A 15,049-nucleotide genomic window follows, 5' to 3' on the forward strand; every position below is an offset into this window, starting at 1 on the left:
CATGAGCATCGATGTCACCATGCCCGCCCTGTCGCCGACCATGGAGGTCGGCACGCTGGCCAAATGGCATGTGAAACCGGGCGACACGCTGAAATCCGGCGACATCATCGCCGAGATCGAGACCGACAAGGCGACCATGGAAGTGGAAGCGGTCGATGAAGGCGTGGTGACGGAATTGCTGGTGGCGGAAGGCACGGAGAATGTCGCCGTGGGCGCCGTGATCATGCGCCTGGATGGGGAAGGGGAGGCAGCACCCAAGGCGGCCAAAAGCCCCGCTCAGACTGAGCCTGTCGAAGCCCCGCCAGCAGCATCGCCTACCCCGCCAGCCCAACCTGCTCCCCTCCCGCCTGCGGGAGGGGCCGGGGGTGGGTCTTCGGGCCCGCGCACAATCGCCAGCCCGCTCGCCCGCCGCATCGCCGAGCAACAGGGCGTTGATCTCGCCACCATCAAAGGCAGCGGACCGGGCGGGCGTATCGTGAAAGCCGATGTCGAATCGGCCGCCAGCAAGCCTGCCGCCGCTGTGCCGGAACAACCCAGAACCGCCGAGGCAGAACCTGTCGAAGCACCCACCGCGGCACCGAAACCCGAAACCCCCAAACCCACCACAGACATCCCGCACAACCTCGAAAAACTCGGCAATGTCCGCAAGGTCATCGCCCGCCGCCTTACCGAGGCCAAGCAAACCGTCCCGCACATCTACCTCACGCTGGATGTCGAACTCGATGCGCTCCTCAAACTGCGCGCCGATCTCAACAAGGCACTCGAACCGCGCGGCATCAAGCTCAGCGTCAACGATCTCGTCATCAAGGCACTGGCCGTGGCGCTACGCCAGGTGCCGAAATGCAATGTGAGCTTCGCGGGTGACAATCTGGTGGTTTATGAACGTGCCGACATCAGCGTGGCCGTCGCCGCCCCGTCCGGCCTGATCACCCCGATCATCGTCGGCGCCGACAGCAAATCTGTCAGCGTCATCGCCACGGAGATGAAGGCACTCGCCGAAAAGGCCCGCGCCGGCAAACTCCAGCCCCACGAATATCAGGGCGGCACCGCCAGCCTGTCCAACCTCGGCATGTTCGGCATCCGGAACTTCGACGCGGTGATCAACCCGCCGCAAGCCATGATCCTGGCCGTCGGTGCGGGGGAAAAACGCGCCGTGGTCAAGGGCGATGCCCTCGCCATCGCCACCGTGATGACCATCACCGGCAGCTTCGATCACCGCGCCATTGACGGCGCGGATGGCGCCGCGCTGATGGGCGCGGTGAAGGCGCTGATCGAGTCGCCGCTGGGGTTGGTGGCGTGACAACCACCCACGATCTCCTCATCCTCGGCTCCGGCCCCGGCGGCTATGTAGCCGCCATCCGCGCGGCACAGTTGGGCCTCAAGGTCGCCATCATCGAGCGGGAACGCCTCGGTGGCATCTGCCTGAATTGGGGCTGCATCCCGACCAAGGCACTGCTGCGCACCAGCGAGATCTACCATTATATCACCCACGCCGATGCCTATGGCCTGAGCGTCGAGAAGCCGAGTTTCGACCTGAAAAAAGTCACTGACCGCAGCCGGAAGGTCGCCGCGCAGCTCAACAGCGGCGTCAAATCGCTGATGAAGAAGAACAAGATCGAGGTGGTCGAAGGGCAGGGCCGTCTGACCAGCGCCACCGAAATTACCGTCACCACCGCCTCCGGCGAACGCGCCCTCAGCGGCAAAAACATCATCATCGCCACCGGCGCCCGCGCCCGCGATCTGCCGGGCGTTGAAGCCGACGGCAATCGCATCTGGACCTACCGCCACGCCATGGTGCCGCCAGCCATGCCAACGAAATTGCTGGTGATCGGATCAGGCGCCATCGGCGTGGAATTCGCCAGCTTCTACAGCGACATGGGCGCGAAGGTCACGGTCGTCGAAATGCAGGACCGCATCCTGCCTGTGGAGGACGCCGACATTTCCGCCCACGTGCAGAAGGCCCTCACCAAGCAGGGCATGACCATTATCACCGCCGCCAAGGTCTCGGATGTCACCCCCGGCCCGAACGCCGTCACTGCCACCATCACCACCGCCGACGGCAAGGCCACCACCGCCGACTACAGCCACGTCATCGTCGCCATCGGCATCGTGCCCAACACCGAGAATATCGGCCTGGAAGCGCTGAACATCGCCACCAATCGCGGCCATATCACCACCGATCCGATGTGCCAGACCAATGTCCCCGGCCTCTACGCCATCGGCGACGTCACGGGCCCGCCCTGGCTGGCGCACAAGGCCAGCCATGAAGGCATCATCGCGGTGGAGCATATCGCCGGCAATCACCCGCACGCCATGGACAACGCACTGATCCCCGGCTGCACCTATTCGCGGCCGCAAGTCGCCAGCATCGGCCTGACCGAAGCCAGGGCCAGGGACGCTGGCCACGACATCCGTGTCGGCAAATTCCCGTTCATCGGCAACGGCAAGGCCATCGCACTGGGCGAAGCGGACGGCTTCGTGAAGACGATCTTCGATGCCAAGACCGGGCAGTTGTTGGGCGCCCACATGGTTGGCGCCGAAGTCACTGAACTCATTCAGGGCTATGCCATCGCCATGGGCCTGGAAACCACCGAGGCGGAACTGATGCACACCATCTTCCCGCACCCGACCCTGTCTGAGATGATGCATGAAAGCGTGCTCGACGCCTACGGCCGGGCCATTCATTTCTGATGCTCGTCGCCGCCGCCTTGTTATTGGCGGCAGATGGCACCGCAGCCTTGCTGCCGCGGGGGTGGAGCGCGTTATGCCCGCCCAAGACCCGATCCGATGAAATCGTGGTGTGCACCAATCGCGACCCGCCGCCGTCCCCCTATCGCGCGCCGATCGCCATCCCGCGCGAATTCGGGGATCGCGGCACCGCCAGCGTCTCCGCCGAGCGCAACCGGCTGCTTGGGCCGGATGCCGGCTTTGTCGGCACCTGTTCCGGCATTGGCCCCTCCGGCCCGTTCGGGTGCAAATACAAAGAGTTCAAGAACAACGTGAACCAGGCCGCCGGCAGCCGCGATACGCGCGGGCGGGTGTATGACCGTACGCCGGAGTGACGCCCTGACTGGGTGCGGCAGCCTGTCGCACCAAACGCGCGCTTGAATACCGGACCAAAACAATCCTATATCAAACGCAACGGACGGGCGAAGCGGCAACTGCCCTTGCTGCCCGCCTGTCCGCTGCGGGCGTATCCGGTGCTCCACCCTGTTTGCCCCGGATACGCCCGTTTCTCGTAACACGGCTGCGTCACGCGGGAAACTTGGCATCGGCCGCACTGCGCGCTAGGCGTCTTCCATGAACGATCCGGTGCTGACCTTGCCCTCCAATGCCATGCGCAAACCCGATTGGATTCGCGTGCGCGCGCCCACCGGTCAGGCCCATGCCGAAACCCGCGCGCTGATGCGCCGGCTGAAGCTCAACACCGTCTGCGAAGAGGCCGCGTGCCCCAATATCGGTGAGTGCTGGAGCCAGAAACACGCGACCGTGATGATCCTGGGCGACACCTGCACACGGGCCTGCGCCTTCTGCAACGTCAAGACCGGCATGCCGAACATCGTCGATGCCGCCGAGCCGGCGCATGTTGCCGAAGCCGCTGCCGTGCTGGGCCTCGAACATATCGTCATCACCTCGGTGGACCGCGATGATCTGCCCGATGGCGGCGCCAGCCAGTTCGTCAAGGTGATCCAGGAACTGCGCCGCACGACGCCGAACACCACGATCGAAATCCTCACCCCGGATTTCCGCAACAAGATGGACCGCGCCGTCGAGATGATCGTCGAGGCCGGCCCGGACGTGTACAACCATAATCTGGAAACCGTGCCGCGGCTCTATCCCACCATCCGGCCCGGTGCGCGTTATTATCATTCGCTGCGGTTGCTGGACAAGGTGAAAGGGCTGTCGTCCACCGTTTTCACCAAATCCGGGTTGATGGTGGGCCTTGGCGAAACCGCGCAGGAACTGCACCAGGTATTTGACGACATGCGCTCGGCCGGCGTCGATTTCCTCACCGTCGGCCAGTATCTGCAGCCGACGCCGCGCCACGCCAAGGTGATCGAATATGTGCCGCCGGCCGCGTTTCAGGCGTTGTCGGCCGTCGCGCGGTCCAAGGGCTTTCTGCTGGTCGCCGCCTCGCCGCTGACCCGCTCCAGCTATCACGCTGGCCGGGATTTCGCCGAAATGCAGGCCCGCCGGCGCCTCCAGGCTGCCAACACGCGCTGATGCCCAAACATCACGAGATTCGCCGACTGCCGTGGTCGGCCACCGAGATGTTCGATCTGGTGGCCGACATCGGTCGCTATCCGGAATTCCTGCCCTGGGTGCAGGGCATGCGTGTTGGCGCTCGTCAGGGGAATATCGTGCAGGCCGACATGATCGTCGGCTTCCGCTTCATCCGCGAACGTTTCACCAGCCGGGTAACATTGAACCGGCCGGATCATATCCATGTCGAGTATCTCGATGGGCCGATGAAGCATCTGTTCAACGATTGGCGGTTCAGCGAGACGCCAGGCGGCGGCTGCGAGATTGATTTCAAGGTGGATTTCGAATTCCGCAACAAGGCCTTCGAGAAACTGGCCGGGCTGTTCTTCACTCAGGCCTTTGAACGCATGGTGGCGGCGTTCGTGACGCGGGCAGGGGCGTTGTACGGGCCACGGCCCGCGGCCTGAGACTAAGGCCGCAACAACGCCAGCGCCACCAGCGCCGCCTGTCGCCGGATTTCTGCCCGGCCCAGATCGCCGAACAAGCGCGTGTCAGCCACCACGGCTTCTGGGTCTTCACCGCGCACCGCGCGGGCGAACACCACCATGCCCACCGGCTTGCTCGGCGTTGCGCCGCCCGGCCCGGCGATGCCGGTGATCGATACCGCCACGTCGGCCCTGCTGTTTGCCAGGGCGCCGCGCGCCATCGCCCAGGCCGTCGCCACAGACACCGCGCCAAAGGTCCCCAGCACATCCTCCGAAACGTCGAGCATCTCCATCTTGGCCTCGTTGGAATAAGTGACGAAGCCGCGGTCAAACACGTCGGATGATCCCGGAATTTCGGTCAGCGCCGCTGCCACCATGCCGCCCGTGCAGCTCTCGGCAGTCGCCACCATCCGCCCGGCCGCGCGATTTTCGGCCAGCACGCGTTGCGCCAGCGCGATCAGATCGGCGTTCATTCCGGCAACCTTACGCTGGCCATCGCATGCGCCGCCAGGCCTTCCTGCCGGCCCGTAAAGCCCAATTTCTCGGTGGTCGTCGCCTTCACACTCACCCGTTCCACCGATATCCCCAAAATCATCGCCATCCGCGCCCGCATTGCCTCCCGGTGTGGGCCGATTTTTGGCCGCTCGCAGATCAAGGTCACGTCGACATGATCGATGATGCCGCCGCGTTCCCGCACCAGATGCGCGGCGTGGGCGAGGAACTGATCCGACGCCGCACCGCGCCAACGCTCATCGCTGGGCGGGAAATGATCACCGATATCGCCGGCCGCGATGGTGCCAAGCAGCGCATCGGTCAGCGCATGCAGCCCGGCATCGGCATCGCTGTGGCCGATCAGGCCGGCATCATGCGGAACCTGCACCCCGCAAAGCCAGACATGATCGCAACTGCCATCGCTGGGCCCGAAGCGATGCACATCATAGCCGGACGCGGCGCGGGAGGAGTAGGTCGTCATCGCGTCGGCTTTGGCAAAATCGGCCGGCTCCGTCACCTTGAAAGCGCGTTCATCGCCGGGCGTGATCGCCACCCGCAGCCCGGCGGCCAGCGCAATCGCCACCTCATCGGTCGCGCCCGGCCCTGCCGCCCGATGCGCCGCCAGCAACGCCGCAAACCGAAATGCCTGCGGCGTCTGCACCCGCCACAACCCGTCGCGATCGACACTCCCCGAAAACCGCCCGTCTGTGCCGCGCCGCAAGCTGTCGACCTGGGGCAGGGCCGGACACGCGCCATCCACGCCCCCATCATCAAACGCCGCCACCAATGCATCAATCACCGCGGCTGGCACGAACGCCCGCGCCGCATCATGCACCAGCACCACATCGGGCGGATCGCCGGCCAATGCCTCCAGACCGGCCAGCACGCTGGCTTGCCGTGTCGCGCCGCCTGCAACGGGTTCGGGCAAGGCCAGCCCCGCCACCGCATCATCATAGAGCGCCCGGCAAGCAGGGTTCATCACCACCGTCACGCCGTCGATCGCCGCATGGTTCAGCAACCCCAGCACCGCGTGGCGCAGCAAGGGCTGGCCGGCGACGTGTTGATATTGTTTGGGCACATCGCCGCCCGCCCTGATCCCGGAACCGGCCGCGACGATGATGGCATGGATGCGCATGGCCGCCCGCATAGGCTGCGCCCGCCTTGTCGAAAAGGCCCAAACTGCGCTATGGCCGCCCACAAATGAGCCTGATCGCCCCCATCCACATCGGCCCCAACCGCATCGACGCGCCCGTTATCCTGGCGCCGATGACCGGCGTCACCGACATGCCGTTCCGTACGCTGGTCAAGCGCTTCGGCGCCGGCCTGACCGTGACCGAGATGATCGCATCCGAAGCGATGATCCGCGAAACCCGCCAGAGCATCCAGAAAGCTGCCTGGCACGCCAGCGAAGAGCCCGTCTCCATGCAACTCGCCGGCTGCGAACCCGAGCGTATGGCCGATGCCGCCAAGCTGAACGAGCAAAAGGGCGCCGCGATCATCGACATCAACATGGGTTGCCCGGTGAAGAAGGTCGTCAACGGCCACGCCGGATCGTCGCTGATGCGCGACCTGCCGCTTGCCACGCAGTTGATCCGCGCCACCGTCCGCGCCGTCGAGCTGCCGGTGACGCTCAAGATGCGCATGGGCTGGGATCACCAGAGCCTCAACGCGCCGGAACTGGCGCGCATTGCCGAAGGCGAGGGCGTGCAGCTCATCACCGTCCACGGTCGCACCCGCAACCAGCTCTACAGCGGCACCGCCGATTGGGCGTTCGTGGCCAACGTCAAGCGCGCCGTGCGCGTGCCGGTGATCGTCAACGGCGATATCTGCTCGATCGACGATGCCAAACTCGCGCTGGCCCAATCCGGCGCCGATGGCGTGATGATCGGCCGCGGCGCCTATGGCCGGCCCTGGCTGATCGGCCAGGTCATGGCAGCGCTTACCGGGCAGGACGTGCCTGCTGATCCCAGCCTGGAACAGCAGCACGCGACGGTGCGCGAACATTATCAGATGATGCTCGATTTGTACGGGCCGGTGATCGGCGTCAACGTCGCCCGCAAGCATCTGGGATGGTACACCAAGGGCCTGCACGACAGCGCCCAGTTCCGTCACGCGGTCAACCAGATCATGGACGCGGATATCGTTCTCGGCATGATCGACCGCTTTTACGAAGCGCAAACCCGCCTGCCGGAGCTGCGCGCCGCCGCGTAACGGCGCCCTGTCGCAGCTGTGCAACGCTGCGGCGACTGACTGTGTTCCCGGCGCAACAGTTTGGCCTTATGCTGCCCATTCGTGACAGCCGATTCGATCCCGATAGCGCATACCGACCGGCCCCGCCGCCGGCGACGGCCAATGGCTGTGCGCTTGCGCCGGCAATGGCGGCGCATCTTGCGATCGCGCAACATCTATCCGCGGCTCGAGCTGGTCGCCGCCATTTCCACCATCGTGCTCGGCTGGTCGAGCTATGCGTATCTGACCGGCAGCGGCCTGCCGGCCAATGGCGTCTCGCAATCCCTTGTTGGCCTGCTGCTGGTCGCCAGCCTGGTACCGGCGATGCTGCTGATCGTGCTGATCGGTCGCCGCGTCGCCATCCTCATCACCAACCGCCGCCGCGGCCTTGCCGGCGCGCGCCTGCACTTGCGGCTGGTGGCGCTGTTTTCCGCCATCGCCGCGGTGCCGACCTTGCTGGTGGTCGCCTTCGCCTCGCTGCTGTTCCAGTTCGGGGTGCAATTCTGGTTTTCCGATCGGGTGAAGACCATCCTCGATGGCTCAAACCAGGTCGCGCAAGCCTATGTGGAGGAAAACCGCCGCCGCATCGCCGATGACATAGTGGTAATGGCCGCCGACGTCGCGTCCTATGCCCGCGATTTCGGCGAAGCCAGTGTGCTCTACCGCCGCGGCCTCGATTTCCAGGTGGCAGGGCGCACCCTCACCGAAGCCGCCGTGGTGCGCCGCGAAGACGGGCAGACCAGCTTGGTCGCGGTCAGCAAGGTGACGCCCGAGGATGCTCTGCTGCATGTGGCCAACATGCGCCTCGATCGCGCTGTCGATGCGCCGGTCACGCTGATCGGCACCGGCGCGGACCGCGTCGAGTCCGCCGTCGCGGTGCCCGGCAGCCCCGGCACGTTCCTGTACGTCAGCCGCAAGGTCGATCCCGCCGTGCTCGCCCGTGCCCGCCAGGCCGCCAGCGCCTTGGGCGACTATAACGAACTGATCGAGCGCGGCCGCGTCATGCAGTTGCGCTTCAACCTGATCCTGATGGCCGTCTCGCTGCTGACCCTGATCGTCGCCATCTGGTTCGCGCTGTGGTTGGCCAATCGCCTGGTCGAGCCCATCGCCCGCCTGGTGTTCGCCGCCGAACGTGTCGGTGCCGGCGATCTCGATGCCCGCGTGCCGGTCGGCGGCGCGGCGGATGAGATCGGCGCGCTCGAACGCGCCTTCAACCGCATGACCGGGCAGTTGAAAACCCAGCAGACCGCGCTGCTGTCCGCCAATGATGAGCTCGACACCCGCCGGCGGTTCACGGAAACCGTGCTCGCCGGCGTGTCGGCCGGCGTGATGTCGATCGCACCGGAAGGCATCATCCGAGTCGCCAACGCCTCCGCCGCAGCGCTGCTCGCCGTGCCGCACCGGGCCTTGCGCGGGCAATATCTGCACGATGTTTCGCCGGAACTTGCCGAACTGCTCGATCAGGCCCGCCAGACCGGGGACGCCGCCGGGCAGGTCCTCATTCAGCGCGGCACCGAAACCCAGACGCTGGCCGTGCGCATCGGCGCCGCCGCAGATGGTGTGCCGCGCGGCGCCGAAGACGGCTATGTCCTCACCTTCGACGATATCACCGAGCAGCTGGCGGATCAGCGCCGCGCCGCCTGGGCCGATGTCGCCCGCCGCATCGCCCACGAAATCAAGAACCCGCTCACCCCGATCAGCCTCGCCGCCGAACGGCTGCAACGCAAATTCGGCCGCCAGATCAGCGAGGATGCCGAGATTTTCACCACGCTCACCGGCACCATCGTCCGTCAGGTTGGCGATCTGCGGCGCATGGTCGATGAATTCAGCGAATTCGCCCGTCTGCCCAAGCCGGTGTTCGCGCCCGAACAGCTCGATCGCATCCTGCGCCAGGCGCTGGTGCTGCAGGAAGTCGCCTTTCCGGCCATCCGCTTCAGCCTGGATGTCGATGCCGATGCGGCCCTGGTCTGCGATCGCCAGCAACTCTCGCGCGCACTGACCAATCTGATCAAGAATGCCGCCGAAAGCGTGGCGGCGCGAACCGAACGCGATGCCGAAAATGCCGCCCCCGACCGCCCCGGCGAAATCGCGATTCGAGTCACCGACGACGAGGATGACCATCTGTGCATCCGAATCGCCGACAATGGCCTGGGTTTCCCCACCGAAGACCGCGCCCGCCTGCTTGAGCCCTATGTCACCACCCGCGCACGCGGCACCGGCCTCGGCCTTGCCATCGCTGCCAAGATCATCGAGGAACATGGCGGACAGCTTGAACTGTCCGACAACCCGGTTCCAGCACCCGCCAGCCCGGGCGCGATGGTCGTCGCACGCATCAGCCGGCACCTGTTGGCCCATGCCCAGCCCACAACACGCGAAGCCGCCCCCGGCACAATTTCCGCCTGAACAGGATGCCCCCACACCATGGCCCTTGATATCCTGATCGTTGATGATGAAGCCGATATCCGCGATCTCGTGGCCGGCGTGCTCGGCGATGAAGGCTTTCAGACCCGCGTCGCCGCCCACAGCGACGGCGCGCTCGCGGCCATTGCCGAACGCCGGCCCAGCCTCGTCATTCTCGATGTCTGGCTGCAAGGCTCGGCGATGGACGGCATCGAGCTGCTGGACGTGATCAAGACCCGCGATCCAACCCTGCCGGTGGTGGTCATCTCCGGCCACGGCACGCTCGATACCGCGGTCGCCGCCATCAAGCGCGGTGCCTATGATTATATTGAAAAGCCGTTTCAGGCCGATCAACTGCTGCTGGTGGTGCGCCGCGCCACCGAAACCGAGCGCCTGCGCCGCGAGTACGAAGCGCTGAAGGAACGGGTCGGCTATGATGCCGAACTCACCGGCACCTCGCCGCACATCAACCAGGTGCGCGCGACACTGCGCCGCGTCGCCGCCACCGGCAGCCGGGTGCTGATCACCGGCCCCGCCGGCAGCGGCAAGGAAGTCGCTGCCCGCCTGCTGCACCAATGGAGCCCGCGCGTCGCGGCGCCGTTCGTTGTCGTTTCCGCCGCCCGCATGACGCCGGAAACCGTCGAGGAAGCGCTGTTCGGTAGTGAACATGGTGATCAGGGGGGCGAGAATATCCGCGCCGGCCTGCTCGAACAGGCGCATGGCGGCACCTTGTTTCTGGACGATGTCGCCGACATGCCGGCCACCACCCAGGCCAAGATCTTGCGCGTGTTGACGGAACAAGTGTTTCAGCGCTTGGGCGGCACGCGCATGGTGCGGGTGGATGTGCGGGTGATTTCCGCCACCAGCCGCGATCTCGCCGCCGAAATCGCCGCCGGTCGCTTCCGTGAGGATCTTTATTACCGCCTCAACGTCGTGCCCGTCCGGCTGCCGCCGCTTTCGGAACGGCGGGAGGATGTGGCTGAACTTGCCCGTTATTTCCTGGCCCGCTTTGCCGCCGAACGCGGCCTGCCAACGCCGGTCATGACCGACGATGCGCTGGCCGCGCTGCAAACCTATGAATGGCCCGGCAATGTCCGCCAATTGCGCAACGTGATCGAACGCACGCTGATCCTGGCGCCGGTCACCCGCATGGCGCAAATCGATATCGACATGCTGCCATCCGAAGTGACGGCCGAACCATCCAAGCTGGTGCCCGGCCAAGCCGTCCGCTCGATCATGGGCACGCCGTTGCGCGAAGCCCGTGAAGCCTTCGAACGCGAGTATCTGCGCGCCCAGATCCGCCGCTTTTCCGGCAACATCAGCCGCACCGCCGCCTTCATCGGCATGGAGCGCAGCGCACTGCACCGCAAATTGAAGGCGCTTGGCCTGGCCGATGAGCCCGGCGGTGAAGCGGAGGGGGATGAATGACCCCTTTCGCCGCGCGCTGACTGTGGCGAAAGGAACATTGTGAACCAGCCGGCGAAAGCCTAGTTCACGAGGGGACTGGCGGCCACGGCTGCCCAAGAACAACAGGATGCCCAAATGGCGGACAAGCCCAACAGCCTGCAGGACATGTTCCTCAACACGGTGCGCAAGACGCGCACGCCGGTGACGATGTTTCTGGTCAACGGCGTCAAATTGCAGGGCGTCATCACCTGGTTCGACAATTTCTCGGTGCTGCTGCGCCGTGACGGCCACAGCCAATTGGTGTACAAGCACGCCATCTCGACGGTGATGCCAGCCACTCCGCTGCAATTGTTCGAGGCCGAAACCGAAGAAGATTGAGAGTAAGCGTTTGAATTCAAACACAACCGGACCCACCGAGGCCGGCGTTCCCGACATCACCATCGGTGCCTTCGACGAAGCCCGCGGCATCCGCACCGGATCGCGCGCATTGGTTGTGTTGCCCGTGTTGTCGAGCGGCAACAGCAGCGCGCTGCGCTCCCCTGATGCCAAGCTCGCCGAAGCCGTCAGCCTGTCGGGCGCCATCGCGCTCGATGTCGTCCATGCCGAAGTTGTCAAATTGCGCGCGCCCAACGTGTCACGCCTGCTCGGCACCGGGCAAATCGCGCGGCTGGCCGCTACCGTTGCGGCGCTGTGCGTCGAGGTCGTGATCATCGACGGCCCGGTCACGCCGGTGCAGCAGCGCAACCTGGAAAAGGAACTGAAGGCCAAGGTCATCGACCGCACCGGGCTGATCCTGGAAATCTTTGGCGAGCGCGCCAGCACCTCTGAAGGCACGCTGCAGGTCGAGCTTGCCCACTTGCAATATCAGGCCAGCCGCCTGGTGCGCAGTTGGACCCACCTCGAACGCCAGCGCGGCGGTTTCGGCTTTCTGGGCGGCCCGGGCGAATCGCAGATCGAAACCGATCGCCGCCTGATCCGCGATCGCATCGCCCGCCTGCGCAAGGAGCTGGAGGAGGTGCGCCGCACCCGCGGACTGCACCGCACCAACCGGCAGAAGGCGCCGTGGCCGGTGGTGGCACTGGTCGGCTATACCAACGCCGGCAAATCCACCCTGTTCAACCGGCTGACCGGTGCCGAAGTGCGCGCCGAGGATCTGCTGTTCGCCACGCTCGATCCGACCATGCGCGCCATCCGCCTGCCGGGGCACGACAAATTGGTGCTGTCCGACACGGTTGGCTTCGTCTCCGATCTGCCGACGCAGCTCGTCGCGGCGTTCCGTGCCACCCTCGAAGAAGTGCTGGAGGCCGATCTGATCGTCCACGTCCGCGACATCAGCCACCCGGACAGCGACGCCCAGGCCCAGGACGTGATGAAGGTGCTGTCCGAACTCGGCCTGGCGCCTGAAAATCGCGAAACGCCGATGCTGACCGTTTTCAACAAGATCGACGCGATGGACGCCGAACAGCGCGCCCTGGTGCAGGCGCGCGCCGGCAGCGATGCCATCCCGGTCTCGGCGCTGACCGGTGAAGGCCTAGATCAACTGCGCGCCGCCATGGATATCGCGCTGCGGGCTGGCGCCCGCGTCCACCGTTTCACGCTGCCTGCCGGTGACGGCAAACGCTTGGCATGGCTGCACAGCCACGGCGAGGTGGTCAGCGAAGCCTTTGACGATGAAGGCGTCACCGTGGAGGTCCGCCTGTCGGACAAGGACCGCGCCCGCTTCGTGGCAATGGAACTGGCCTGATCCGTTCAGCTTTGGCTCAGTGCGCGCCGCCGATCCTGTTTGCTTCGCGGTCCGGCTATTGGGGCCTTTTCGCCGCAGGTTGCCGGTGGCACAAAGGTGAGCATGCGTATCAAATTTTCTGCTCTGCTCCTGGCGCCACTGCTGGCGCTCGGCCTCACGGGCCCCGCCCGCGCTGACGATGCCAAGGCCACGCCGGCGCAATTGGCGGCGTTCGCCGATTGGCTGAACACCTACCGCGCCGAAGCCGCCGCCCGCGGCCTGAAGCCCGAATGGCTGGATGCCGCACTGGTCGATGTCGCGCTGGTGCCGCGCGTGATTGGCGCCGATCGCAGCCAGCCCGGCGGCACTGCCAAACCGATCCGCTTTCCCGAATATCTCGCCGCGAAATTTCGCGGCGATCGTATCCCCCATGGCCAGCGCCAATATGCCGAGAACCGCGCTGCGCTCGACCGCGCACAGGCGCAAAGCGGCGTGCCGGCAGCGATGATAGCGGCGATCTGGGGCATCGAAACCAGCTATGGCCGGGTGCTCGGCCGCCATGATCTGCCGTCGGCGCTGGCAACCCTGGCCTTCGACGGCCGCCGGGCAGAGCTGTTCACCCGCGAACTCGATGCCATCGTGCAGATCGTCGGCGAAGGCCGGGTGGCGCGCGACGCGATGAAGGGCAGTTGGGCCGGCGCCTTCGGCCAGGCGCAATTCCTGCCATCCTCCTATCTGGCCTATGGCCGTGACGGTGATGGCGACGGCAAGGTTGATCTGTGGGGCAGCCACGCCGATGTGTTTGCCTCGATTGGCCATTATCTGAACAAGGCGGGCTGGCAGGCCGGTGAGGATTGGGGATTTCGCACCCTGGTGCCCGATGGGTTCGATCGTGCCAGCGTCGCCGCGCCCGAACCGCCAACCCGCTGCGTCGCGCCGCTGAAACGCCACAGCGCACTGAAACCCGCCGCTGAATGGCGCGCACTCGGCTTCACGCCGGTCAACAATGCCTGGCCGGCCGATGATGTGGTGATGAGCCTTGTCGAACCCGACGGCGAAGGGCAGGGCGCCTATCTGGTCACCAGCAGCTATCGCGCGATCCTCGGCTATAATTGCTCCAACCTCTACGCGCTGTCGGTGGCGCTGCTGTCCGATGCGATCCGCCTGCCCACCGCCAATGGCGCCGTCGTGGCCGGGAACAGCGCCCCGTGACGCGGCTGTGGGGCGTTCTGCTGGCCGGACTGCTGGTGACCGCCTGTTCTGGCGGCAACAAACCGGCCCCGCGCAGCGCCACCAGGCCGCCACCGCGCGCTGTGGATATGTCCGAAGCCGAACGGGCCGTCGCCCGCGACGCGGCAAAGCTGGGCAACTGGCCGGTGAAGATCGGCAAGCCCTATCAGGTCGCCGGCATCACTTATTATCCAGCCGATGATCGTGATTATCGCGAGGAAGGCATTGCGAGCTGGTACGGCCCGGGCTTCCACGCCAGCAGCACGGCGAACGGCGAACGTTACGACCAGGATGACATCACCGCTGCGCACCGCACCCTGCCGATGCCGAGTTGGGTCGAGGTGCAAAATCTCGACAACGGTCGCCGGCTGACGGTGCGCATCAATGATCGCGGACCCTTCGCACGGAACCGGATCATCGACCTGTCGCGCAAGTCGGCCCAACTGCTCGGCGTGGACCGCGCTGGCACCGCGCGGGTGCGCTTGCGGCGGGTTTATCCGGCCGGGAAGCTGCCTGAACCGGTATCGGACAAAAGAGTCGTGTTGGCGGCCGTCGAGACGCCTGCTGTGGCCACCATCGCCCTGCCTGCGGGCAACAATTCCCCCGCTGCAGCCACGAAATCGGGGCCAAACTGGCTGGTACAGGTCGCGGCGCTGAGCGACGGCGGCCGGGTGTCCTGGCTGAAGGGTTTCCTGTCCAGCTTCGGCCCGGTGCTGACCGAAGCAGCCCCCGGCGGCCTGACCCGGGTCCGGCTGGGGCCGTTCAGGAACATGGCGCAGGCCAGCGCAGCGCTGGCGCAGGTGCGCGCCGCGGGCTATGGCGATGCCAGATTGATTCCGCCGCCGGGCAGTCGGTGAATATAGTTTAGGAACAGTGTTAC

The 15,049-nt window shown here is 65.7% G+C and carries 13 protein-coding genes and 1 pseudogene; 12 read left to right on the forward strand and 2 right to left on the reverse strand.

Annotation, left to right across the window (positions count from 1 at the left end; translation table 11 throughout):
• The first annotated feature begins 1 nt into the window (after window position 1).
• From ACTIEZ_RS03825 to ACTIEZ_RS03845, 5 genes are all read left to right on the forward strand, one after another.
• The gene (locus tag ACTIEZ_RS03825; protein WP_439545320.1) at window positions 2-1,300 is read left to right on the forward strand and encodes a pyruvate dehydrogenase complex dihydrolipoamide acetyltransferase; all 1,299 of its coding nucleotides are present in this window, start codon (window positions 2-4) and stop codon (window positions 1,298-1,300) included.
• A complete protein-coding gene (lpdA, locus tag ACTIEZ_RS03830) occupies window positions 1,297-2,691 on the forward strand; it encodes a dihydrolipoyl dehydrogenase (RefSeq protein ID WP_439545321.1) in 1,395 nt (464 codons plus the stop codon). Before ACTIEZ_RS03825 ends, lpdA begins: the two co-directional genes overlap by 4 nt.
• Window positions 2,691-3,062 carry a hypothetical protein gene (locus tag ACTIEZ_RS03835; RefSeq protein ID WP_439545322.1) on the forward strand — a complete coding sequence of 124 codons (372 nt, stop codon included), beginning with the start codon at window positions 2,691-2,693 and terminating at the stop codon, window positions 3,060-3,062. The genes lpdA and ACTIEZ_RS03835 overlap by 1 nt, the downstream gene beginning before the upstream one ends.
• 238 nt (window positions 3,063-3,300) lie before the next feature.
• Window positions 3,301-4,224, forward strand: a complete 924-nt coding sequence (gene lipA / locus ACTIEZ_RS03840) for a lipoyl synthase (RefSeq protein ID WP_439545323.1) — start codon at window positions 3,301-3,303, stop codon at window positions 4,222-4,224.
• Window positions 4,224-4,670 (forward strand): type II toxin-antitoxin system RatA family toxin, encoded by a 447-nt coding sequence (locus ACTIEZ_RS03845; protein ID WP_439545324.1) that lies wholly within the window; start codon window positions 4,224-4,226, stop codon window positions 4,668-4,670. The genes lipA and ACTIEZ_RS03845 overlap by 1 nt, the downstream gene beginning before the upstream one ends.
• Before the next feature lie 2 nt (window positions 4,671-4,672).
• On the opposite strand, the gene ACTIEZ_RS03850 is transcribed toward ACTIEZ_RS03845, so the two are convergent.
• Window positions 4,673-5,161 carry a CinA family protein gene (locus tag ACTIEZ_RS03850; RefSeq protein ID WP_439545325.1) on the reverse strand — a complete coding sequence of 163 codons (489 nt, stop codon included), beginning with the start codon at window positions 5,159-5,161 and terminating at the stop codon, window positions 4,673-4,675.
• Window positions 5,158-6,315: a bifunctional 2-C-methyl-D-erythritol 4-phosphate cytidylyltransferase/2-C-methyl-D-erythritol 2,4-cyclodiphosphate synthase gene (locus ACTIEZ_RS03855; protein WP_439545326.1), complete on the reverse strand. Its 1,158-nt coding sequence runs from the start codon at window positions 6,313-6,315 to the stop codon at window positions 5,158-5,160. The genes ACTIEZ_RS03850 and ACTIEZ_RS03855 overlap by 4 nt, the downstream gene beginning before the upstream one ends.
• Window positions 6,316-6,380: 65 nt before the next feature.
• Here ACTIEZ_RS03855 and dusB point away from each other — a divergent pair, with 65 nt between their 5' ends.
• From dusB to ACTIEZ_RS03890, 7 genes and pseudogenes are all read left to right on the forward strand, one after another.
• Entirely contained in the window at window positions 6,381-7,391 is a 1,011-nt protein-coding gene (gene dusB, locus ACTIEZ_RS03860) for a tRNA dihydrouridine synthase DusB (protein WP_439545327.1), read from the forward strand.
• Window positions 7,392-7,532: 141 nt separating this feature from the next.
• The gene (locus ACTIEZ_RS03865) at window positions 7,533-9,812 is read left to right on the forward strand and encodes an ATP-binding protein (RefSeq protein WP_439545328.1); all 2,280 of its coding nucleotides are present in this window, start codon (window positions 7,533-7,535) and stop codon (window positions 9,810-9,812) included.
• Between the two features lie 18 nt (window positions 9,813-9,830).
• Window positions 9,831-11,237 carry a nitrogen assimilation response regulator NtrX gene (ntrX, locus tag ACTIEZ_RS03870; protein ID WP_439545329.1) on the forward strand — a complete coding sequence of 469 codons (1,407 nt, stop codon included), beginning with the start codon at window positions 9,831-9,833 and terminating at the stop codon, window positions 11,235-11,237.
• A 114-nt stretch (window positions 11,238-11,351) separates the two neighbouring features.
• Window positions 11,352-11,579, forward strand: a pseudogene (gene hfq, locus ACTIEZ_RS03875) (RNA chaperone Hfq); the annotation flags it as partial.
• Between the two features lie 70 nt (window positions 11,580-11,649).
• Window positions 11,650-12,960 carry a GTPase HflX gene (hflX, locus tag ACTIEZ_RS03880; RefSeq protein ID WP_439545371.1) on the forward strand — a complete coding sequence of 437 codons (1,311 nt, stop codon included), beginning with the start codon at window positions 11,650-11,652 and terminating at the stop codon, window positions 12,958-12,960.
• A 102-nt stretch (window positions 12,961-13,062) separates the two neighbouring features.
• Window positions 13,063-14,151 carry a lytic murein transglycosylase gene (locus ACTIEZ_RS03885; RefSeq protein ID WP_439545330.1) on the forward strand — a complete coding sequence of 363 codons (1,089 nt, stop codon included), beginning with the start codon at window positions 13,063-13,065 and terminating at the stop codon, window positions 14,149-14,151.
• Complete coding sequence (locus tag ACTIEZ_RS03890; protein WP_439545331.1) at window positions 14,148-15,026, forward strand: septal ring lytic transglycosylase RlpA family protein; 879 nt, start codon at window positions 14,148-14,150, stop codon at window positions 15,024-15,026. The genes ACTIEZ_RS03885 and ACTIEZ_RS03890 overlap by 4 nt, the downstream gene beginning before the upstream one ends.
• Window positions 15,027-15,049 lie beyond the last annotated feature (23 nt).

The sequence above is a fragment of the Sandarakinorhabdus sp. genome (assembly GCF_051860625.1).
Lineage (GTDB): Bacteria > Pseudomonadota > Alphaproteobacteria > Sphingomonadales > Sphingomonadaceae > Sandarakinorhabdus.